The sequence below is a fragment of the Paenarthrobacter sp. NPDC090517 genome, from assembly GCF_044769165.1.
Taxonomy (GTDB): domain Bacteria; phylum Actinomycetota; class Actinomycetes; order Actinomycetales; family Micrococcaceae; genus Arthrobacter.
Map to the genome: position 1 here is coordinate 1 of NZ_JBIVXN010000006.1, position 22,280 is coordinate 22,280.

Genomic DNA, 22,280 nt, shown 5'->3' on the forward strand with positions numbered 1-22,280 from the left:
GGCGGCGACTCGAATAACTTTACACGCGCCCAACCCCCACACCAAATCCACCCCAACACCACCCAAAACCCCCGCAAACACAAGGAAAACAACCCCACAACACCCCAAACCCAGCCCAAAACAACAACCACGAATTTCAGTGAAGCCCGTCACACGAACCAACCCCCACAACACCCGCCGCAGAATCCAACACCCAACCACCGCCGTCGAACGCTCAACCCACACCCGAGGAAAGTGAGAGAACGTGGAAAGGGTGCACGCGCTTAAACGCAGAAAGGGCCGGCAACCATAACGGTTGCCGGCCCTTTCGGAACTGGACTACTGATGGAACCTAGGCCGAAACCTCGATGGTGGCCAGGTTCTTCTTACCGCGGCGGAGGAGCAAGTAGCGGCCATGAAGCAGTTCATCGCGGGCAATGACGGCGTCGGGATCGGACACCTTGGTGTTGTTCACGTACGCACCACCTTCGCCAACTGTTCGACGAGCGGCCGACTTGCTGTCTGACAGACCCGAAGCGACCAGGAGGTCGATAATGCCGAGGCCGTCGGCGCCAACGGTCGCGGACGGAAGCTCCGCAGTTGCTGCTTCGAGGGTGCGCTCATCCAGTACCGTGAGGTCGCCGTTGCCGAAAAGCGCAGCCGAAGCGGCAATGACTTTCTCGGTTGCGTCGACGCCGTGGACCAAGGAAGTCACTTCGAAGGCGAGCTTCTTCTGGCCTTCACGGGCAAACGGGCGCTCAGCAACAGACTGGCCAAGCTCTTCAATTTCCGCACGCGACAGGAAGGTGAACACCTTGAGTCGATCAACCACATCAGCATCGGCGGTGTTCAGCCAGAACTGGTAGAACGTGTACGGGCTGCACATGTCCGGGTCCAGCCAAATGGCGTTGCCTTCGCTCTTGCCGAACTTGGTGCCGTCCGAGTTGGTGATGAGCGGCGTCCCCAGGGCATGGACGCTCTTACCTTCCACCTTGCGGATAAGTTCGGTGCCGCTGGTGAGGTTGCCCCACTGGTCCGAGCCCCCGGTCTGCAGCGCGCAGCCGTAGTCGCGGAAGAGGTGGAGGTAGTCCATGCCCTGCAGGATCTGGTAGCTGAACTCTGTGTAGCTGATGCCTTCGTCGGAGTTCAAGCGTGACGCCACGGCATCCTTGCGGAGCATGGTGCCCACGCGGAAGTGCTTGCCTATCTCGCGGAGGAAATCGATGGCGCTAAGCGGCGCCGTCCAGTCCAGGTTGTTGACCATGCGGGCTGAGTTCCCGCCCTGGAAGCTGAGGAAGCGTCGAACCTGGCCCTGAAGGTAGCCAACCCACTCCGCGACGGTGTCCTTGGTGTTCAAGGTGCGTTCCGCCGTCGGACGGGGGTCACCGATCAAGCCAGTGGAACCGCCCACCAAACCGAGCGGTTTGTGGCCGGCCAACTGCAGGCGACGCATCACCAGCAGCTGCACCAGGTTACCCAAGTGCAGTGACGGCGCAGTGGGATCGAAGCCACAGTAATACGTGATCGGGTCCCCGGCGAGCAGCTTTTCCAGTTCAGTTTCATCAGTGGAAACGTGGACAAGGCCGCGCCATTTGAGCTCCTGCCAGACGTTGGCAAAGGCGGGATCGTTGTGCTGGGACTCGAGGTTGTTTACGTGTGACACGAGATCTAAGTTAGCAGGATTGATGGTTCCGTTTTTCCTAGCGCTCGATGCCGGCAGGTACCGGCGCGGCCGCGATGAGGCGCAGGCGTTGCGTCGCACGGGTCATGGCGACGTAGAGGTCTCCCACCTTGCCGTGCTCGTGGTTCAGCATGGCAGCCGGTTCCAGGACCACAACACCGTCGAATTCCAGGCCCTTGGCTTCCTTGGGGCTGATCACCACGATGTCTTGCTGGTAGCTGCCCGCGCCGCTGCCGATGCGGCGCCCGTAGACCTCACGCAGCGCTGCCGTGGCCTGCGGCAGCAGCGGTCCGTCAGCGATGACAGCCAGCAGGCCGCCGTCGATCGCTTCAATTTCCTCCGGCAGGACCTCAACCAAGCGCTTCACGATGCCGTCCGCCTCCACATGGTCAACAATGGGCGACCATTTGCCTTCGCGGACGGCCTTGGGAGCCGAGACCACCAAGCCAGCACGGTTGGCCATACGGACGGCCGCCTCGGCAATCTGCGACGGCGTGCGGTAGTTCACGGTAAGTTCTTCCAGCGTCCAGCGGTCACCGAACGACGGCGCCAGCGCGCTTTGCCACGAATTGGCTCCGGCCGCTGCACTCGTTTGGGCGATGTCACCCACGATGGTGAAAGACTTCAGCGGGCAACGCCGCACCAGGAGCCGCCACTGCATGGGCGAGAGTTCCTGGGCCTCGTCAACGACGATGTGGCCGAAGGCCCACGAGCGGTCGCTCGTTGCGCGTTCGGCAGCGGTCAGCCGCCCTTCGCGTTCCTGGTTCTGTTCGGCAAGCTCTTCAGCCGTCACCAGTACGTCCACGCCCATCGCTTCCATGTTGGCGAGGGTTTGCTTGGCGTTGGCGAGATCGCGGGCACGGTCGGCTTCCTGCTGTGCCAATCCCCTGCCGGCGGCCGGATCCAGTTCGCCCAACAACTCCGCAGCCTCATCTAGCAACGGAACATCCGCTTCCGTCCAAGGCGCATCCACGGGGCGCTGCAGCAGGGCGCGCTGTTCCGGAGTCAGGTGCGGCGTGCAGGCTTCGAGGATGGCTGGCTTGCTGAAGAGTTCAGAGATGAGCTTCTCCGGCGTCATGGGCATCCAGCAGAGGTTCAATGCAATGCGTACGTCGCGGGCAGACCGGACATCTTCCGCCAGATAGGCGCGATCGGCGTTGTTGCCGATGTTGCCTTCCTCCACGAGGTCCGTCAGCTGTTCCGTGAGCTCACGCAGGAGGATCTTGACGAACGTGAGTCGAGCTTCGTTGTGGGGCTTTCCTGTGGCACGGGCCTTTTCCCGGGCCCGGCGAACCTGGCGGACCGTGAGTGTCAGCTTCCGTGAATCAACTTCGAGGATGCGGTCTTCCGCAGGCGTCCGCTGCCGGTTTGCCACGGCATTTGCCACCACGGTTGCCATATCCAGCTTGCCCTTGAGGGCGGCGACATCAGCATCTTCCTCAGGAATGGCGTGAATACCGGGCATGAGGCGCCCCAGGCTGGCCATGACCACACCGGTCTCACCGAGTGAAGGCAGAACTCGTTCGATGTAGTGCATGAAGGACGACGACGGCCCGACGAGCAGGACACCGGCGCTCTTGAGCCGCTCGCGGTGGGTGTAGAGCAGGTAGGCGGCGCGGTGCAGGGCCACAGCGGTCTTCCCCGTTCCGGGACCGCCCTGGACTACCAGCGCACCGGAAATGGAGGAACGGATGATCCGGTCCTGCTCGGACTGGATGGTGCCCACGATGTCCGACATGCGGCCCGTGCGCTTGGAATTGAGCGCAGCCAGCAGGGCGCCTTCGCCCTGAAGCGAGTCGTTGTCCGCGAGCATCCCTGCGTCCAGGACGTCGTCTTCAATCGCTTTTACGTCCCGCCCCTGGAGGATCAGGTGGCGACGACGTCGCACGCCCTGACGGTCGAACGCGGTTGCCTGATAGAAGTGGCCCGCTTCCGGCGCACGCCAGTCGACCATAAGGCGCTGCAGATCGGCCGTGGAAAGGCCGATGCGCCCGATGTACTGAGCCTCACCGGAGTCGAGGTCAAGGCGGCCAAAGACCAGGCGATCGTCGACGGCGTCGAGCTGGGCCAGACGGTCTTCGTACAGTGCCGCGAACGCGTCCCGTTCAGAGACGTTCTGCATGGTTCCCACCGCGCCGGCCTTGCGCACTTGCGCCAGCTGGGCGCGCTTTTCGGCGCGCAGCTCATCGAGCCGGGCATACAGCCCGGCAACATATTCCTGCTCGTGGACCAAATCAGCGTCGTGCATCGAACCGTAACCCCTATCGCAAAAGACAGACCGTCCATTCTACAGCGATTTTGGTAAACGTGTGGGGTACAGGTCATATGGCGGGCTGCGTCACAAAAAGTTCATGCTTTGATGAAGCAACAACACTGAAAGGTCACCCGGCTGCACTGCGGGTCCGGGGCCGGGCAGCTTTGTACTTGGAGACGGTGGGATCATCCTCTATCCAAAACCGCCAAGGGTATTCGGTGCTTCCGCCGGGACCCGCTACACCCACCCGCGGTCCGCTGGCGACGGCAGCTGCGGGTGTCGCCGGCAACCACAGGCTGAACGGTGAGGCGAGCGCGTCACGGCCAGTATCCGCCGTCGTGAGTCCCAGTGCGGAGGCAAGCCTGGCAGGTCCACTGGCCAGGTCCTTGTGCGCCTTCGAGGCGGGCCTTCGAAGGGCAGCCAGCTCATCCCCGTCAACGATCTCGCCGGCCCGCAGGAGCAGCGCGGACGGTGAGCCGTCAGGACCGCAGACGATGTTGGCGCAGTAATGCATGCCATAGGTGAAGTAGACGTACAGGAATCCCGGCGGCCCGAACATTGGTGCATTCCGGGCGGTAGGACCACCGAAGGTGTGGGAGCCGGGGTCGGGGTGCTCTGAATCGCGCGGGCCCATATAGGCCTCTACCTCCGTGAGCCTGACTGAGACTGGACCGGCCTCTGAGTGGTGGGTCAGTACCGCACCAAGTATCAGCGGGGCGATGACACGTGGATCACCCCCAAGGAACTTGCGCACTTGGGACGGGCTGCTGACTCCGTTGTCCATGGACGGGCTCATGAGCAGACCCTAGCAAAATTTCCTGCCACGGCTATGTCCGATTTCCGCTAGCACGGGCTTTGGGCGGCTGGCAGGATGAAGACATGGACTTCTGGCAGCGATACCGGGCGATCGACGCCCGTGACACCCGGTTTGATGGTCAATTCTTCACTGCCGTCAGCTCCACCGGCATCTATTGCCGACCGTCGTGCCCTGCCCGAACCCCCAAGGCTGAGAACGTTACCTTCTACGAAACCTCCGCAGCCGCCCATGAGGCCGGGTATCGCGCCTGCAAACGATGCCTGCCCGAGGCTGTGCCCGGAACGCCCGCCTGGAACATCCGTTCCGACATTGCGGGCCGCGCGATGAGATTGATTAACGACGGCGTGATCACTCGCGAAGGCGTCGACGGCCTGGCGCACCGCCTGGGCTATTCCGCACGGCAACTCAACCGCATCCTCAGCAACGAACTCGGCGCGGGTCCCCTCTCACTGGCACGGGCAAGCAGGGCGCAGACCGCCAGGACCTTGCTGGTCTCCACCGACATGCTCCTGGCCGACGTTGCGTTCGCCTCGGGGTTCAACAGCGTGCGGCAATTCAACGACACCATTGGCGAGGTGTTCGCAATGACCCCGACGGCGGTGCGTGCCACCGGGGCGAAGTCCGCTAATCGCCGAGGTACCGTGGCAGTTGGGCCGGCGCCATCCGCGCTGACGCTGAACCTGCCCTACAGGGAACCCTTCGATCCGGGCATTTTCGACTTCCTGGCAGTTCGCGCGGTACCGGGCATCGAAAGGGCAACGACTGAAAGTGACGGAAGCCGGACCTACGCCCGCACGCTCCGGCTCCCCCGAGGCAGTGCATCCTTTTCGGTTACCTTCAGCCCCTCGACACCCGGCAAACCGTTGCAACTCACAGCCACGGCCGTGGACCTGCACGACCTCCCGGCACTACTGAGCCGGGTCCGAAGGCTGTTCGACCTGGATGCCGATCCGCAGGCGGTCGATGGCGCCCTGGCAGCGGATCCGAGGCTTACGACCAGCGTGGCCGCACTCCCGGGGATGCGGGTGCCTGGGGCTGTGGAGCCCCAGGAACTGTTTATTCGGGCAATGATCGGACAACAGATCACCGTCGCTGCTGCCCGAACTGCCCTTACCCAGTTGTCTGCGGCCGGATCCGTCGTCGATGGCGCTGCGCCAGACCTTGATCGACTATTTCCTACAGCAGCAGAACTCGCCGAACACGGGCGGGCCTTACTCCGGGGACCACAGCGCCGCATCGACTCCATCGTGGCCGCTGCCGAGGCCATGGCCAGCGGGGAACTCGACTTAGGCTACGGCGACGATCCGGACAGCCTCGGCAGCAAACTGCTTCCGTTACCAGGCGTTGGGCCTTGGACCGTGGGGTACGTTTCCATGCGCGTGCTTGGCGCTCCGGATGTGTTCCTGGCCAATGACGCGGCAGTAAGGAACGGCGTGAAGGCGATGCCCGCGGGCCTTGGACTCAGCTCAGACTTCAGGGAGATCAGCCCGTGGCGTTCGTACGCCACCATGCACTTGTGGAGGGCAGCCGTGAAGACCAAGAGCGCGTTGCTCCCTGAAAGTGAGAGAGCGACCGGCCCAAACCCGAGGGACATGAGAGAGCGACCGGCCCAAACCCGAGGGAAGTGAGAGAGCGACCGTGTGTCAGCGGGCCGCCGGCTGCGCGGCCGGCCATGGCAGCAGCTCCGGGAGGTCCACTCCGTCAGCGGCAGCTGTAGCCCTGAGGCTCCCAAGGCTGGGCTCGCGGCCCGCTAGCCACGCGGCGATGTCGGTCAGCATGCCGGTAATCGCGATGGAGGTGCCGCCGCTGCCGATCGTCCTCTGAGGCAGACCTGTGGGCTGCAGGACAAATTTATAGGGTTCCGGGACCCGTGCCGCTAGGAACCCTATGAGGTGCTCACAGAACGGACGGCTCCACGTCTCCGGACCGTAACCCAAGCCCAGGTCAGCAGCATGAATGGTGAGTTCGCGCCAGAGGGCCAGCCCGCCGTCGAACACTGTGCCGTCCCGATAGGCGATGCGCGCCTGCCAGTCCTCCGGGCCCAAGGTATCGAACGCGGCAATCGCCGCATCCAAGGCGGTGGTGACGGCCTCCGTGTGCTGCGCGAGGCTGTGCCCCGCAGCGAGTGCGATGGCCTTGTTACGACCGTCCATGCCGCCGTCGTAAAGCTCCACAGTTTCGCCGCGGCGCGCGTACTCAAGCTGCCGTGCCATGGCGTTGGAAATTCCGGCAAGGTGGGCAAGGACGTGACCCCGGGTCCAGCCTGGAAGCTCAGACGGTTCAGCGACGGATGAGTCGTCCAGTTTGGCGAGGAGGCGGGTGACGGTGTCGGCGGCTTTGTGAAGCTCTGCGGGCAACATCTCGGGGGTGATCTGAGTCATAGCGCCATGCTAACCCAGAGTTAAACGGAGAGCGGGACGGCGCCTTCAGGCACCATCCCGCTCCCGACAAACAAACGCTACGACGCGTAGGAACGCGCTGCGTCCAGTTCCGCTTCAAGGGCAGCCAACTGGCGTTCGACGGCGGCCGGTGCCGTTCCGCCCTGCGAGTTCCGGCTGTTGAGCGAACCTTCGGTGCTCAGAACGCTGCGAACCTCGGGAGTAAGGTGCTCCGAGATTGCTGCATACTCCTCGTCCGTCAGGTCCCACAGCTCCACGCCTCGGCCTTCGGCCTGTTTGACGGCAGCGCCGGAAAGCTCGTGGGCTTCACGGAAGGGAACGCCCTGGCGGACCAGCCACTCCGCAATGTCCGTGGCCAACGCGAAGCCCTGGGGAGCCAGTGATTGCATGCGCTCCGTGTTGAACTTCAGCGTGGCGATCATGCCGGACACGGCCGGAAGCAGCAGCTCCAGGGTGTCGGCGGCGTCGAAGACCGGTTCTTTGTCCTCTTGCAGATCGCGGTTGTAGGCGAGCGGCAGGCCCTTGAGCGTCGCCAGTAGGCCAGTCAGGTTGCCGATGAGGCGACCTGCCTTGCCACGGGCGAGTTCAGCGACGTCAGGGTTCTTCTTCTGCGGCATGATCGAGGACCCCGTGGAGTACGAATCATGCAGCGTCACGAAGGAGAATTCCTTGGTTGCCCAGAAGATGACTTCCTCGGAGATCCGGGAGAGGTCCACGCCAATCATGGAGCACACCCAGGCGAACTCGGCGAAGACATCGCGGGAGGCGGTGCCATCGATCGAGTTGTGGACCGCCGAGAAGAAACCAAGATCCGCGGCGACAGCCTCGGGGTCCAGGCCCAGGGACGAACCGGCCAGCGCACCCGAACCGTAGGGAGAAACACCGGCTCGCTTGTCCCAGTCCTGGAGTCGCTGCACGTCGCGAAGCAGTGCCCAGGCATGTGCCAGAAGGTGGTGGCTCAGCAATACCGGCTGGGCATGCTGCAAGTGTGTCCGGCCCGGCATGGCGACGCCCTGATGGGCCTTTGCCTGCTCCACGAGCGCGTCGATGGTGGCAAGCACGCCGCCAGCGATAATGCGGGCGTGGTCACGCAGGAACATGCGGCCAAGGGTTGCCACCTGATCGTTGCGGGAACGCCCGGCGCGGAGCTTGCCGCCCAACTGAGTTCCGGCACGCTCGATCAGGCCACGCTCCAGTGAACCGTGCACATCCTCGTCGCTCTCAGCCGGGAGGTAGGCGCCGCTCGCGACGTCCTCGTCCAGCTGGTTGAGGGCGGCGAGCATGCCTTCGAGCTCTGCGTGGTCCAACAGTCCGGCCTTGGCCAGCACGCGGGCGTGCGCCTTGGAACCGGCGATGTCATAGCGGGCCAGCCGCCAGTCAAAGTGCGTGGACTTGCTCAGTGCGGCCAGCGCATCCGCGGGGCCGCCGGCGAACCGGCCGCCCCACAGTGCACCTTCGTTAGTTGCGGACGTCATTACTCGCCTGCGACGCGCAGGTCGCGGCCGGAGGCAACCTTGGAGGACATGCCCCACAGCTCGATGAAACCGCGTGCCATGGACTGGTCGAAGGTATCGCCGGTGTCGTAGGTGGCGAGGTCGAAGTCGTACAGCGAGGTCTCGGAGCGACGGCCGTTCACGATTGCCTGGCCACCGTGGAGGACCATGCGAATGTCGCCGGAAACGTACTGCTGGGTGTCCTCGATGAACGCGTCCAGGGAGCGCTTCAGCGGGGAGAACCACTGTCCGTCGTAGACCAGCTCTGCCCAGCGCTGGCCAACAGTTGCCTTGAAGCGGGCCTGCTCGCGCTCGATGGTGATGTCCTCGAGGTGCTTGTGCGCGGTGATCAGCGCCATGGCACCCGGGGCTTCGTAGATTTCGCGTGACTTGATGCCGACGAGGCGGTCCTCGACGACGTCGATACGGCCAACGCCCTGCGCGCCTGCACGGCGGTTCAGTTCCTGGATGGCCTGCAGCGGAGTAACTTTGGCGCCGTCGATCGCCACCGGCACACCGGCCTGGAAGGAGATGGTGACCTCATCGGGCGCCGGCGGGAATTCCGGCGTGGCGGTGTAGTCGTAGATGTCCTTGGTGGGAGCGTTCCAGATGTCCTCGAGGTAACCGGTCTCGACGGCGCGTCCCCAGACGTTCTGGTCGATCGAGTACGGGTTCTTCTTGGTGGTCTCGATCGGCAGTCCCTTTTCCTCGGCGAAGGCGATGGCCTTGTCGCGGGTCAGGGCGAGGTCGCGGACGGGTGCAATGCACTTGAGGTCCGGGCCGAGGGTCTGGATGCCAACTTCGAAACGGACCTGGTCGTTGCCCTTGCCGGTGCAGCCGTGGGCAACAGTGGTGGCACCGAATTCGCGGGCAGCCTTCACGAGGTGCTTCACAATGACCGGACGGGAGATAGCCGATACCAGCGGGTAGTGGCCCTGGTAGAGGGCGTTGGCCTTCAGGGTGGGCATGGCGTACTCGTTGGCGAATTCGTCACGGGCGTCGGCCACGTAAGCCTCAACCGCGCCGCAACCGAGGGCGCGCTGGCGAATGGTCTCCAGCGACTCGCCGCCCTGTCCGACGTCGACGGCCACGGCGATGACCTCGGCGCCGGTGGCTTCACCGATCCAGCCGATGGCTACGGAAGTATCAAGGCCACCGGAGTAGGCCAGAACAATGCGCTCAGTCACGAGAGTGCTCCTTTGTTGTTGCTTGGTTCATTCGAATCAATGCTGTGTGAATCAATGCTGAAAAAGATCAATTAGTTGCCTGGCCCGGCTTCTTCGGCCATACGCAGGAAACGCGCCGCCAGTTCAGCCCCGCCATCGGGATCCCGTGCGACCAGCAGCAAAGTGTCGTCGCCTGCGATCGTACCCAATACCGACGGCATCACCGAGTGATCAACGGCCAGGGCCAGGAAGTTGGCTGCTCCTGGTGGGGTGCGGAGGACCACGATGTTGCCCGATGCCTCAGCCGTCACCAGGAGTTCGCCGCAAAGGCGCGTCAGCCGCGCATCCAGGATTTCCTGGGTGACGCCGCTCTTGGCGTTGCGGTCCCCGCCCTCCCCCGGGACAGCGTAAACAAGTGCGCCTTCCTTGCCCCGGACCCGTACCGCGCCCAATTCCACGAGGTCGCGGGACAGGGTGGCCTGGGTGACCTGGACGCCGTCGTCCGCCAGCAGGGCTGCAAGCTCTGCTTGTGAACGCACGGACTCACCCGTCAGGATCGCGGTGATACGCGCCTGGCGGGCAGTCTTTGTGGCTGGGCTGGCGCCCGGCACGGACGGATTGGTGGACACTAGAACGTGCTCTCCCCGGTTCCCTCGACGGGAGAAAGACCATCCACGAAAGCAAGCCCGGAGCGGTGCATCAGCCAGGCCATCAGTGCCTTCTGAGCGTGCAGGCGGTTCTCCGCCTCGTCCCAGACAATCGACTGCGGGCCGTCGATCACTCCGGCGGAAATTTCGTAGCCGCGGTAGGCCGGGAGGCAGTGAAGCACGACGGCGTCCGGCGCGGCCTGCGCCATGGCGGCCTCATCCACGGAATAGTCGCGGAAGAGCTGCAGCCGGGCTTCCTTTTCGGCTTCCTGACCCATGGATACCCAGGTGTCCGTTGCCACGACGTCGGCGCCTTTGAGCGCTTCGGCAGCATCACTGGTGATGAGCACCGAGCCGCCTGTCTGGGCCGCACGCTCCTCTGCGGCAGCCACGATCTCCGGCGCCGGAAGATAGCCTTCGGGGCCGGAAATGCGCACATGCATTCCGGCCGTCACACCGGCAAGGAGGTAGGAATTGGCCATGTTGTTGGCGGAGTCACCCAGATAGGCCATGCTCAAGCCGGCGAGTTCACCCTTGTGCTCCTTGACGGCCAGGAGGTCGGCCAGGAGCTGGCAGGGGTGGTAGTCGTCGCACAAGGCGTTGATGACGGGGACCTTGGAGTTTTCCGCCATCGCCACCAGGCCCGAGTGGGCACCTGTCCGCCATACGATGGTGGACACCATGCGCTCCAGGACCTTCGCCGTATCCTCCACGGATTCCTTGTGGCCGATTTGGGCTTCACCCGGGTTGATGATCAGTGCATTGCCGCCCATGTCCGCAATCCCGGTAGCGAAGGAAACACGCGTGCGGGTGGACGTCTTGTCAAAGATCACGGCCACCGTCTTACGGCCGTTACCGTCGGCGGCAAAGGGCTGCACGCTGTACGGCGCGGCCTTCATTCGGACGGCGAGTTCCAAAACCTCAGCCTGCTCGGCAGGGCTCAGATCCGTGTCCTTGAGGAAGTGACGGGTTGTGGTGGTAGTAGTCACTGTGCGTCCTTAGCGGTGTTGGCTGTAGCCGTAGCGATCAGGGTGGGTAGAGCGTCCAGGAAACGGTCCGCTTGATCGAAAGTCAGGATCAGCGGCGGGGCGAGGCGGATGGTCCTCGGGCCCGGGCTGTTGATGATGAAGCCAGCGTCCAAAGCTGCGGTCACCATGGCGGGTGCGATGTCTGCATTGACATCGAAGCCAATCAACAGACCCTCGCCGCGGACTTCAGTGACACCCTCGACGGCGGCCAGTCCCTCGCGAAGGTGGGTGCCGACAGTCAGCACGTTCTGCAGGACACCTTGGCTTTCGATTGCGTGCAGTGTGGCCAGAGCGGCGGCCGTGGCCACCGGGTTCCCACCGAAAGTGGTGCCGTGCTGCCCGGCGGTGAGCAGGGCCGACGTCGTACTTCCGAACGTGACCAAGGCACCCACAGGAAAACCGCCGCCGAGTCCTTTGGCGAGGGTCACGGCGTCGGGAACAATTCCGGCGTCTTCGCTGGCGAGCCATTTACCGGTCCGGCCGATGCCGGTCTGTACTTCGTCCAGTATCAGCAAGGCACCTGCTGCGGTGGTCACCTCGCGGGCTGCTTGCAGGTATTCCGTACTGAGCGGACGGACGCCCGCTTCACCCTGGATGGGTTCCAGGAAAACGGCCGCTGTGGAATCGTCTACAGCTGAGCGCAGGGCTTCGATGTCACCGAACGGGATGTGGACCACGCCACCGGGCAGTGGCTCAAACGGTGCACGGTAAGCCTCTTTGGCTGTGAGCGCCAGGGCACCCATGGTGCGGCCGTGGAAGGCTCCCTCCAAAGCGATGACCTTTGTGCGCTTCCCACCGGAGTTGTTCCGGCGGGCCAGCTTGAACGCGGCTTCGTTGGCCTCTGTACCGGAGTTGGCAAAGAAGACCTTGGAGCCTGCCGGAGCATTGGTGAGTGCCAGGAGCTTTTCTGCCAAGGCAATCTGCGTGGGGCTCGTGAAGAAGTTCGAGACATGCCCGAGCGTGGCTAGCTGGCTGGAAATCACTGATGTGACGAAGGGGTGGGCGTGGCCCAAGGCGTTTACTGCGATGCCACCAAGGAGGTCCAGGTATTCCTTGCCGTCGGCGTCCCACACGAGGCAGCCTGCGCCGCGAACCAGGACGCGCTGCGGGGTGCCAAAGACGCCCATCAGGGACGACGAGTAACGGGCCAGCCAGTCAGCGCCTGAGCTCTGGGAAACGAGCGTGGTTGCGGCAGCCTCCGCAGCGATAGGGGCCCCGCCCGCTTCGCGGTGCCCGACCACACCCGGCCCCCCATCGCTGCTGCGGCTTTCGGCCGAATGGCTCAGTTCGGTGCTCATGCGTTCACTTCCTCGTCGGGAACAACTTGGGTGCCGATGCCCGCCGTCGTAAAGGTTTCCAACAGCATCGAGTGCGGGAGACGGCCGTCCACAATGTGCGCGCGTTCCACACCTTCGTCGATGGCTTTGAGGCAGGCGGCCATCTTCGGGATCATTCCCGACTCGAGCTTTGGCAGCATCTCGCGGAGTTCCGATGCGGTCAGTGATGAGATCAGCGACGATTTGTCGGGCCAATTGGCGTAGAGGCCTTCGACGTCGGTCAGGATAACAAGCTTGGTGGCGCCCAAAGCGGAGGCGACGGCTGCAGCTGCAGTGTCCGCATTGACGTTGAGGACCTGCCCGGTGGTGGGACCGGAACCGTTGCCGTCGTCGAGAATTTCCGGGGCGACAGTTGAGATCACGGGGATGCGGCCGGCGTCGAGAATGTCCTTGATTCCGGCGGGATCCACACCCACTACTTCGCCCACCAGGCCGAGGTCCACCTCTTCGCCATTAACAACAGTGCCCGTACGGACGGCGCGCAATAATCCGCCATCTTCGCCTGACATGCCCACGGCGTACGGACCGTGGGAGTTGATGAGGCCAACAAGCTCGCGTCCAACCTGGCCCGTGAGCACCATGCGGACCACATCCATGGCTTCAGGGGTGGTGACGCGCAGGCCACCCTTGAACTCGGACTCAATGCCCAGCCGACTCAGCATGGAGTTGATCTGGGGGCCACCGCCGTGGACCACCACGGGGTGGATGCCAACGTGGTGGAGGAACACAATGTCCTCCGCGAAGGCACGACGAAGGTCGTCGTTGACCATCGCGTTGCCGCCGTACTTGATCACCATGGTGGTACCGGCAAAACGCTGGATCCACGGAAGGGCTTCGATCAGCGTGCCGGCCTTGTCCTGGGCGTCACTCATGGAGGTGGTTTCGCGGGTGTGCGCAGTCATAGTCATCCGCTCAGCTCGAGTATGCGCTGTTCTCGTGCACGTAGTCGTGCGTGAGGTCGTTGGTCCAGATGGTGGCCTCGGCATCGCCGGCCTGCAGGTCGATTTCAACCAGCACTTCGCGCGGCTCCAGGTCCACCAGGTTCCGGTCATCACCGATTGCGCCGTTGCGGCAGATCTGCACACCGTTCATTGCGACGTTGAGCTGGTCCGCCTCGAAGACAGCGTCAGTTGTTCCCACAGCCGAGAGCACACGTCCCCAGTTAGGGTCCTTGCCGAAGATGGCGGCTTTGAACAGGTTGGAGCGGGCAACACTGCGGCTGACAATTTCGGCATCTCGTTCGCTGGCTGCGTTGAATGTCCTGATAGCGATGTCGTGGCTGGCGCCCTCGGCGTCACCGATGAGCTTGCGTGCCAGTTCGGCGCAGACCTGAGTGACCGCCTCGCTCAATTGCTCGGCAGATGGCAACGCCTCGGACGCCCCGGATGCCAGCAGCACGACGGTGTCGTTGGTGGACATGCAGCCGTCCGAGTCTGCCCGATCAAAGGTAACGCGCGTGGCGTCCCGCAGGACGACGTCGAGCTCATCAGCGGGAACCTCGGCGTCGGTGGTGAGGACCACCAGCATCGTTGCCAGGCCCGGCGCCAACATGCCGGCACCCTTGGCGATGCCACCCACGGTGAACTGCTTGCCCTCGGCGTCGGTGCCCGTGAAAACCGCTTCCTTGGACACGCTGTCCGTGGTCATGATCGCTGTGGCTGCAGCGGAGCCGCCGTCCTCCGACAGTTCGCGGAAGGCGGCCTCGACGCCGGGAAGAATCTTGTCCATGGGCAGCTGCTCGCCGATCAGGCCGGTTGAGCAGACTACGACGTCGGAAGCTGAGACTCCCAGCACGTCTGCCACTTTCTCGGCGGTGGCGTGGGTGTTCTGGAAGCCCTGTGGGCCGGTGCAGGCGTTGGCTCCACCGGAGTTCAGGACCACGGCGTCCACTCGTCCATCACTGACCACCTGGCGTGACCAGTGGACCGGCGCAGCAGCCACGCGGTTGGAGGTAAAGACGGCGGCGGCGGACTTTTGCGGTCCGTCGTTGACTACAAGGGCCAGGTCCGGGTTGCCCGAAGCCTTAATGCCGGCTTTGATGCCTGCTGCGCGGAATCCCTTGGGGGCGGTAATGGTCACGGTGCAACTCCCTGCAGGTTCAGGCCGGCGGTTTCATCCAGGCCTAGGGCAATGTTCATGGACTGCACGGCTCCGCCGGCGGTTCCCTTAGTGAGGTTGTCGATAGCGCAGGTCACGATCACGCGGCCCGTGTGGGCGTCGAAGGCCAACTGCATTACGGCGTGGTTGGAGCCCTGGACCGACTTGGTGGTGGGCCACTGGCCCTCCGGAAGGAGGTGCACGAACGGTTCGTCGTCGTAGGCATCCGCCCAGGCTTGGCGCAGCTCCGCGTAGGTAACACCGTGGCCGACTTTTGCGGTGGCCGTGGTCAGGATGCCGCGGCTCATCGGAACCAAAGTAGGCGTGAAGGAGACCGTCACCGACTCACCGGCCGCATTGGACAGTCCCTGCTCGATCTCAGGCGTGTGCCTGTGTCCGCCGCCGACACCGTAAGGGCTCATGGAACCCATGACTTCGGCGCCAATAAGGTTAACTTTGGCGGCTTTGCCCGCCCCTGAGGTCCCCGACGCGGAGACAATCACGACGTCGTCGGTCAGGAGGAGGTTGTTGGCGAACCCGGGCGTCAAGGCGAGCAGGGCCGACGTCGGGTAGCACCCGGGAACGGCGATGCGCGTGGCACCTTTGAGGGCTTCGCGCTGACCAGGGAGCTCCGGGAGACCATAAGGCCAGGTGCCCGCGTGGGCGGAGCCGTAGAACTTTTCCCACGCCGCGGCGTCCTGCAAGCGGTGATCAGCACCGGCGTCGATCACTACGGTGCCTTCAGGCAACTGCGCAGCGATCTCGGCTGAAGCACCGTGCGGCAGCGCAAGGAAAACGACGTCATGGCCCGACAGGTTCTCCACCGTGGTGTCTTCCAGAATCCGGCTGGCCAAACCGTGGAGATGCGGCTGCAACTCCCCTAGTCTGGAACCGGCGTTGCTGTGCGCTGTGATGGCGCCGATGGTGACGTTTGGATGGCCTGCCAGCAAGCGCAGCACTTCTCCTCCGGCGTAGCCGCTGGCACCGGAGACGGCAACAGAAATAGTCATGACTCCACTGTACAGCAAGAATATTCATCCTGTCCGATATTTATGCATGCAGTTGTGAGCAGTCTCATTATTTTGGAGATTAGCCGTATGCTTAGTGGAGGGTGATCCAGACCGTGCAGTCCGAACGTCGGCTGCAGCGTTGCCCGTTAGCGATACGGGGCACATTTATGTCACCCACGTCCACCGCTGAGCGCCCCAAAGCTCGCGCAATTCAACCAAATCCCGTCGTACAGAGCTACTCAGAGCTCCTCAAGAGCGTCAAGGCAGCCGGACTCCTCGAACGCCGTAGCGGCTTCTACATCTGGGTCTTCGTGGCCCTGGCACTGCTCATGGCCGGCACCTGGCTGGGCTTCGCACTCATAGGCGATTCCTGGTACCAGCTCCTGATCGCTGCAGCCGTGGGCATCCTGTGCACGCAGCTTAGCTTCCTCGCCCACGAGGCAGGCCACAAGCAGATCTTCGCTTCGCGTCGCGCCAACGACTGGTCCGCCCGCCTCCTGGCCACCGGCGTGGCCGGCATCAGCTACTCCTGGTGGGAGCAGAAGCACGGCGCCCACCACAACCACCCCAACGTCATCTCCAAGGACCCGGACATTCGGAACAACGCCTTGGTGTTCTACGAAGACGCTGCAGCCGAACGTAAAGGCCGCCTGGCTTTCCTCACCAAGAAGCAGGGTTGGTTCTTCTTCCCGCTCCTGACACTCCTGGGCTTGAGCCTGCAGTTCGACTCCCTTCGCTTTGTTTTCGGCAAGCAAAAAGTACGTCACCGCTGGGTGGAGACCCCCATCCTTGTAGCGAGGCTTGTCGCCCTCCCGGTTCTGGCATTCTCGTTCCTGCCTATCGGAATGGCGTTCGCCTTCCTGGGCGTGCAGATCATGGTCTATGGCTTCTATATGGGTGCCTCGTTCGCCCCCAACCACAAGGGCATGCCGGTCCTTCCCAAGGACAGCCGCGTAGACTTCCTCAACCGCCAGATCCTGACCTCGCGCAACATTTCCGGTGGCCTCTTCATGGACTTCCTCCTGGGCGGACTCAACCGGCAGGTGGAGCACCACCTCTTCCCGGACATGGCACGCCCCCACTTGTACAAGGCCACCAAAATCGTGCGCGAGTTTTGCGCCAAACACTCCATTCCCTACACCGAAACCACGCTGGTGCAGTCCTACGGCATCGTGGTCAGATACCTGAATGAAGTAGGCCTGGCAGCAGGCCGCGGCTTCGACTGCCCCGTCGCGTCGACGCACGGACGCCGCTAGGCGTTCGACACGGGAGGCCCCAACCTCCCTAGGATGGATTCTGAAACCGGGCACCGGAAGGACCGCCCCGGAGTAAGGAGCCACCATGACGCACGCCATCGTTGCAAAGCAGTCCGGAGGACCTGAGGTCCTCGAGTACGCATCCGTGGAAACACCGTCGCCTGGCCCCGGCCAGCTGTTGATCAAGGTCGCAGCTGCCGGGGTCAATTTCATTGAGACCTACCAACGCAGCGGCACCTACAAAGTGGACTACCCGTTCACTCCGGGCGCCGAGGCAGCCGGCATCGTGGAGGCCGTCGGAGCGGGGGTTGAGGAATTTTCCGTCGGCGACCGGATTGCCACGGCCGAGGGAACCAAGACCTACGCGGAATACGCCCTGGTTGACGCGGGCAAGGCACTGCCGGTTCCCGCCGGCGTCGATGATCACACCGCCGCGGCCCTGCCCCTCCAGGGAATTACGGCCCACTACCTGATGAATTCATCCTTCCGGGTGGAGCCTGGCCACACCGTTCTCCTGCATGCAGGTGCCGGCGGCGTAGGCCTGCTGCTGACACAACTGCTCAAGGCCCGCGGCGCGCGCGTCATCACCACCGTCTCCTCCGATGAGAAGGCCGACCTCTCCACGCTGGCAGGCGCCGATGAAGTGCTCCGCTACGAGGGCTTCGCTGACAAGGTCCGTGAACTCACCGATGGCGAGGGCGTCAACGTGGTGTACGACGGCGTAGGCAAGGACACGTTCGACGACTCCCTTAAGAGCCTGCGCATCCGGGGTGCCATGGTGCTCTTCGGTGCTGCCTCCGGCCCGGTACCACCGTTCGATCCCCAGCGTTTGAACGCCGCAGGTTCGCTAACGCTGACGAGGCCCACCATGGCGCACTTTGTTCAGAATGCCCAGGAACGCCGGTGGCGCTCAGCGGAGATTTTCGACGCCGCCGCCAACGGCACCCTTGCTGTCAGGGTGGGCGCAACCTACCCACTCGCGGAAGCCGCCCAGGCTCACAGGGACCTTGAAGGTCGCCGCACAACCGGGAAAGTCCTGTTGGTTCCCTGAACCCTTTGTGAACTCCACATGTGAAATAAGCGAACAGCGGTGCAACAAAGTGTGACGAGTGGGAAACGTCAGATACCTTTTGTTCATCTTTCTGAGGAAAGCTGAGGTTGTGAGCACAGAACATCCCGCTGGGGCCGGTACGCCTGCCCTGATGACGCACCGTCCCCAGCTACCGGGAAGCGCTACGACCCCGATCGAGCGTACTCTCGTTGACATCCTGGAAAAGACCGCTTCAACATTCCCTGAGGCGTCGGCCTTGGATGATGGGCGCAAGTCATTGAGCTACACCGAGTTACTCAAGGCCGTTCGCGCTTTTGCCACGGAGTTGAACAGTGCGGGGCTTGGCCCAGGAGACAAAATCGGCGTCCGGATCCCGTCCGGCACCAATGAGCTCTACATCGCCATACTGGGAATTCTCATGGCTGGCGCTGCCTATGTTCCCGTGGATGCGGACGACCCCGAAGAGCGGGCCCGTCTGGTTTTCGGCGAAGCCAAGGTGGGGGCAGTCATTGCCGGGGGCCTGGACATCCAGCTCTCGGGCCCGGCAAAGGAAGCTGTCTCAACGCCAACCGTGCCCGGATTGGATGACGACTCGTGGATCATCTTTACCTCCGGATCTACCGGGACTCCCAAGGGCGTGGCAGTGAAGCACCGTTCATCAGCAGCGTTCGTTGATGCTGAGGCCCGGATCTTCCTCCAAGCTGAGCCCATCGGCCCGCAGGACCGGGTACTTGCCGGCCTTTCCGTAGCCTTTGATGCTTCCTGCGAGGAGATGTGGCTGGCATGGCGACACGGAGCCTGCCTGGTACCCGCACCACGGGCCCTTGTTCGAACCGGCATGGACCTCGGTCCCTGGCTCATCAACCACGGCATTACCGTAGTTTCAACCGTGCCCACCCTTGCCGCGCTGTGGCCGGCCGAGGCGTTGGAAAACGTCCGTTTGCTCATCTTCGGCGGCGAAGCATGCCCGCCTGAATTGGCCGAGCGATTGGCGGTGGACGGTCGCGAAGTGTGGAACACCTACGGGCCCACTGAGGCCACCGTCGTTGCCTGCGCCGCGCCCCTGGGCGGACCCGGTCCCGTACGGATCGGCCTGCCGCTGGACGGTTGGGACCTGGCCGTCGTCGATCCCCAAGGCGTTCCGGTGGGCGAAGGCGAAATCGGCGAGTTGATCATCGGCGGCGTAGGACTGGCCCGCTACCTCGATCCCGCCAAGGACGCTGAGAAGTATGCCCCCATGACCACGCTGGGATGGGAGCGCGCATACCGTTCGGGCGACTTGGTGCGATACGAAGCAGAGGGCCTGATCTTCATGGGCAGGGCCGATGAACAGGTCAAGCTGGGTGGACGCCGGATCGAACTGGGCGAAATAGATGCAGCGCTTCAGTCCTTGCCCGGCATAGCCGGCGCGGCTGCTGCAGTACAGACCACCGCGGCCGGCAACCAAATCCTGGTAGGTTACCTGGCTCCCGTTGACGGTTACGAACCGGACCTGGACCAGGCCCGCACGCTGCTGGGCGAAAGCCTCCCGGCAGCCCTTATCCCCTTGCTGACCACCGTGGATTCCCTCCCCACCAAGACCAGCGGCAAAGTGGATCGTCATGCACTCCCCTGGCCGCTGGCTGGAGCCGGCGCCACCGAGGCCGGCAACGCCCCGCTGAATCTGCCCGATGACGCCCGGTGGGTGGTGGAGCAGTGGGAGTCCGTTCTGGGAAGCCCCGTCAATTCACTTGACGCCGATTTCTTCGCCTATGGCGGCGGGTCCTTAGCCGCCGCCCAGCTCGTTTCGGCCCTCCGCGTTCGGTACCCCACCATTACCGTCGCCGATATCTATGCGACGCCGCGCGTCGGGGCGCTTATTGACACTGCAAGGCAGTCAATTCCCGACGGCGGATCGCCGGGGCCCGCTGCTGAGCGCACCGTCCGTCCTACCGCCTTGAAGTCACAAATCTTCCAAGTCCTCATGGGCGTCCCGCTGCACATTCTCGTGGGAATGCGGTGGCTGACCTACCTGATGGCCGCCAACAAACTCCTGGCAGACTTCGCCGGATTCGCGGCGGCACCTGCGGTCTCCTGGTGGTGGATCGCAGCGTCGTGGCTGGTCTTCGTCAGCCCGTTGGGCCGGATGGCGATCTCCGTGGTTGCGGCAAGGGTGCTGCTCGGCAGGATGGAACCCGGGACATACCCGAGGTCCGGCAAAACTCATCTGCGGCTGTGGCTCGCAGAACAAATTCAGGATCTCTCAGGTGCCATCGGCCTTGCCAGCGCCCCGTTCGTCCCCTACTACGCGCGTGCCCTGGGTGCAAAGATCGGCAAGGACGTCCACCTGCACTCCTTGCCCCCTGTCACGGGCCTGCTGTCCTTGGGTAGCGGAGCAAACATCGAGCCCGAAGTGGACCTATCAGGCTGGTGGGTGGACGGTGATTCAGTCCACATCGGCCAGATCCATGTGGGAGCCGGTGCCGTTGTGGGCGCACGCAGCACCCTCATGCCCGGAGCGACCATCGGCGCAGGCGCCCACGTCGATGCCGGATCCGCTGTGCTGGGCAAAGTGAAAGCCGGGCACCTCGTGGCCGGCTCCCCCGCAGAACGTCGCGGCAAAGCCAAGCACGAATGGCCGGCAGCAATCAGCCGACGGCCCGTCGTCGACCGGCTCTGGTTCTCCGCCTTCGCCAGCGCATCGGCCCTGCTGGCCCTTATCCCCTACATCTCTGCGTTCGCGGGGGCACTGGTGGTCCTGAACTTCATCCAGGGCCACGATTCGCTGGAAACAGCACTTCCACAGATCGCCTTGGCCGTTCCGCTTGCGGCCCTGGTGTGGTTCTTCGGCAATCTGGTTCTCATCCTGGTAGTTGCCAGGCTTCTCGGTTTGGGCTTGAAAGAGGGCTATTACCGGGTGCGGAGCCGCATCGGCTGGCAAGTCTGGGCGACGGAGCGCCTTCTCGACATGGCTCGAGACCTGCTCTTCCCAGTTTATGCAAGCCTCTTCACGCCGCTCTGGTTGCGACTCCTCGGAGCCAAGGTTGGTAAGAACGTGGAGGCGTCTACAGTGCTGCTGGTTCCAAAAATGACCACCATTGGCGACGGCGCTTTCCTGGCGGATGACACCATGGTGGCTTCTTACGAGCTTGGCGGTGGGTGGATGAAAATCGCGCCGGCCAAAATCGGGAAGCGTTCTTTCCTTGGCAACTCCGGGATGACGGCCGCGGGACGGAACGTGCCAAAGAACTCCCTTGTCGCGGTTCTGTCGGCCACACCTGCGAAGGCGAAATCCGGCACGTCATGGCTTGGCAGTCCGCCGGTTAGGTTGCGCCGCACCGCCGTCGACGCCGATCAAACACGCACATTCAGCCCTGCCCTCAAACTGAAGATTGCAAGGGCACTATGGGAACTGTGTCGCCTGATACCGGTTATCCTCACGGTGGCCATCGCCGTGGGCGTGATGCTTGTGCTGGACTGGATCGCACGCGGATGGGGCTACTGGCTTGCTGCAGTCCTGGGCGGCGTGGTCATGTTGGCAGCAGGAGCTGTAGCGGCGCTCAGTTCCATTGTGGCCAAGTGGGTTCTGGTGGGAACCATCCGCTCGGGCGAACACCCGCTGTGGAGCTCGTTCATTTGGCGCAATGAGGTTGTGGACACCTTCATTGAAATGGTCAGTGCGCCGTGGTTTGCCCGGTCGGCTGCCGGAACACCCGCCTTGGTGTGGTGGTTGCGCGGACTGGGAGCCAGGATCGGGCGCGGAACGTGGTGCGAAAGCTACTGGCTCCCCGAAGCCGACCTCGTGACCCTTGGTGAGAACTCCACAGTCAACCGTGGCTGCGTGGTCCAGACGCACCTCTTCCATGACCGCGTCATGAGCTTGGACACCGTGACGCTCGGCAACGGTGCCACAATGGGTCCGCACGGCGTCATCCTTCCCGCGGCGAGCATCGGCGACGGCGGTACTGTTGGGCCGGCGTCGTTGGTCATGCGTGGCGAAACGGTCCCGGCGGGGACGTATTGGATGGGCAATCCGGTGAGCCCGTGGGTGGGTCCGTCTGCACAAGCGCCGCGCCTCAAGTAGAT

General features: G+C 63.5%; 16 protein-coding genes. 4 read left to right on the plus strand and 12 right to left on the minus strand.

The window, feature by feature from the left end; translation table 11 throughout:
- Positions 1-331: 331 nt before the first annotated feature.
- The 3 genes from tyrS to ACIQTW_RS17170 form a co-directional block, all read right to left on the minus strand.
- Complete coding sequence (tyrS, locus tag ACIQTW_RS17160) at positions 332-1,642, minus strand: tyrosine--tRNA ligase (RefSeq protein ID WP_402939308.1); 1,311 nt, start codon at positions 1,640-1,642, stop codon at positions 332-334.
- A gap of 37 nt (positions 1,643-1,679) precedes the next feature.
- Complete coding sequence (locus tag ACIQTW_RS17165; RefSeq protein ID WP_402939311.1) at positions 1,680-3,908, minus strand: ATP-binding domain-containing protein; 2,229 nt, start codon at positions 3,906-3,908, stop codon at positions 1,680-1,682.
- Between the two features lie 133 nt (positions 3,909-4,041).
- Positions 4,042-4,698 (minus strand): DNA-3-methyladenine glycosylase, encoded by a 657-nt coding sequence (locus tag ACIQTW_RS17170; protein ID WP_402939837.1) that lies wholly within the window; start codon positions 4,696-4,698, stop codon positions 4,042-4,044.
- 95 nt (positions 4,699-4,793) lie between these two features.
- Here ACIQTW_RS17170 and ACIQTW_RS17175 point away from each other — a divergent pair, with 95 nt between their 5' ends.
- Complete coding sequence (locus tag ACIQTW_RS17175) at positions 4,794-6,359, plus strand: AlkA N-terminal domain-containing protein (protein ID WP_402939314.1); 1,566 nt, start codon at positions 4,794-4,796, stop codon at positions 6,357-6,359.
- Between the two features lie 15 nt (positions 6,360-6,374).
- Here the strand turns inward: ACIQTW_RS17175 and ACIQTW_RS17180 are convergent, their stop codons facing one another.
- The 9 genes from ACIQTW_RS17180 to argC form a co-directional block, all read right to left on the minus strand.
- On the minus strand, positions 6,375-7,112 hold the full coding sequence (locus ACIQTW_RS17180) for a maleylpyruvate isomerase family mycothiol-dependent enzyme (protein WP_402939317.1): 738 nt from the start codon (positions 7,110-7,112) through the stop codon (positions 6,375-6,377).
- Between the two features lie 77 nt (positions 7,113-7,189).
- Positions 7,190-8,605: an argininosuccinate lyase gene (gene argH, locus ACIQTW_RS17185; protein ID WP_402939320.1), complete on the minus strand. Its 1,416-nt coding sequence runs from the start codon at positions 8,603-8,605 to the stop codon at positions 7,190-7,192.
- Positions 8,605-9,810 (minus strand): argininosuccinate synthase, encoded by a 1,206-nt coding sequence (locus tag ACIQTW_RS17190; RefSeq protein WP_402939322.1) that lies wholly within the window; start codon positions 9,808-9,810, stop codon positions 8,605-8,607. Before ACIQTW_RS17190 ends, argH begins: the two co-directional genes overlap by 1 nt.
- Positions 9,811-9,881: 71 nt before the next feature.
- Entirely contained in the window at positions 9,882-10,418 is a 537-nt protein-coding gene (locus ACIQTW_RS17195; protein ID WP_011774347.1) for an arginine repressor, read from the minus strand.
- Positions 10,418-11,425: an ornithine carbamoyltransferase gene (argF, locus tag ACIQTW_RS17200; RefSeq protein ID WP_402939325.1), complete on the minus strand. Its 1,008-nt coding sequence runs from the start codon at positions 11,423-11,425 to the stop codon at positions 10,418-10,420. Before argF ends, ACIQTW_RS17195 begins: the two co-directional genes overlap by 1 nt.
- Positions 11,422-12,762: an acetylornithine transaminase gene (locus ACIQTW_RS17205; RefSeq protein ID WP_402939328.1), complete on the minus strand. Its 1,341-nt coding sequence runs from the start codon at positions 12,760-12,762 to the stop codon at positions 11,422-11,424. Before ACIQTW_RS17205 ends, argF begins: the two co-directional genes overlap by 4 nt.
- Positions 12,759-13,703, minus strand: a complete 945-nt coding sequence (gene argB, locus ACIQTW_RS17210; protein WP_402939331.1) for an acetylglutamate kinase — start codon at positions 13,701-13,703, stop codon at positions 12,759-12,761. Before argB ends, ACIQTW_RS17205 begins: the two co-directional genes overlap by 4 nt.
- Before the next feature lie 10 nt (positions 13,704-13,713).
- On the minus strand, positions 13,714-14,880 hold the full coding sequence (gene argJ / locus ACIQTW_RS17215; protein WP_402939333.1) for a bifunctional glutamate N-acetyltransferase/amino-acid acetyltransferase ArgJ: 1,167 nt from the start codon (positions 14,878-14,880) through the stop codon (positions 13,714-13,716).
- A complete protein-coding gene (argC, locus tag ACIQTW_RS17220; RefSeq protein WP_402939336.1) occupies positions 14,877-15,908 on the minus strand; it encodes an N-acetyl-gamma-glutamyl-phosphate reductase in 1,032 nt (343 codons plus the stop codon). Before argC ends, argJ begins: the two co-directional genes overlap by 4 nt.
- 167 nt (positions 15,909-16,075) lie before the next feature.
- Between argC and ACIQTW_RS17225 the strand changes: the two genes are divergently transcribed.
- From ACIQTW_RS17225 to ACIQTW_RS17235, 3 genes are all read left to right on the plus strand, one after another.
- Positions 16,076-17,164 carry a fatty acid desaturase family protein gene (locus ACIQTW_RS17225; RefSeq protein WP_402939338.1) on the plus strand — a complete coding sequence of 363 codons (1,089 nt, stop codon included), beginning with the start codon at positions 16,076-16,078 and terminating at the stop codon, positions 17,162-17,164.
- An 85-nt stretch (positions 17,165-17,249) separates the two neighbouring features.
- Entirely contained in the window at positions 17,250-18,215 is a 966-nt protein-coding gene (locus ACIQTW_RS17230) for a quinone oxidoreductase family protein (protein ID WP_402939340.1), read from the plus strand.
- A 151-nt stretch (positions 18,216-18,366) separates the two neighbouring features.
- Entirely contained in the window at positions 18,367-22,278 is a 3,912-nt protein-coding gene (locus ACIQTW_RS17235; RefSeq protein ID WP_402939839.1) for a Pls/PosA family non-ribosomal peptide synthetase, read from the plus strand.
- Positions 22,279-22,280 lie beyond the last annotated feature (2 nt).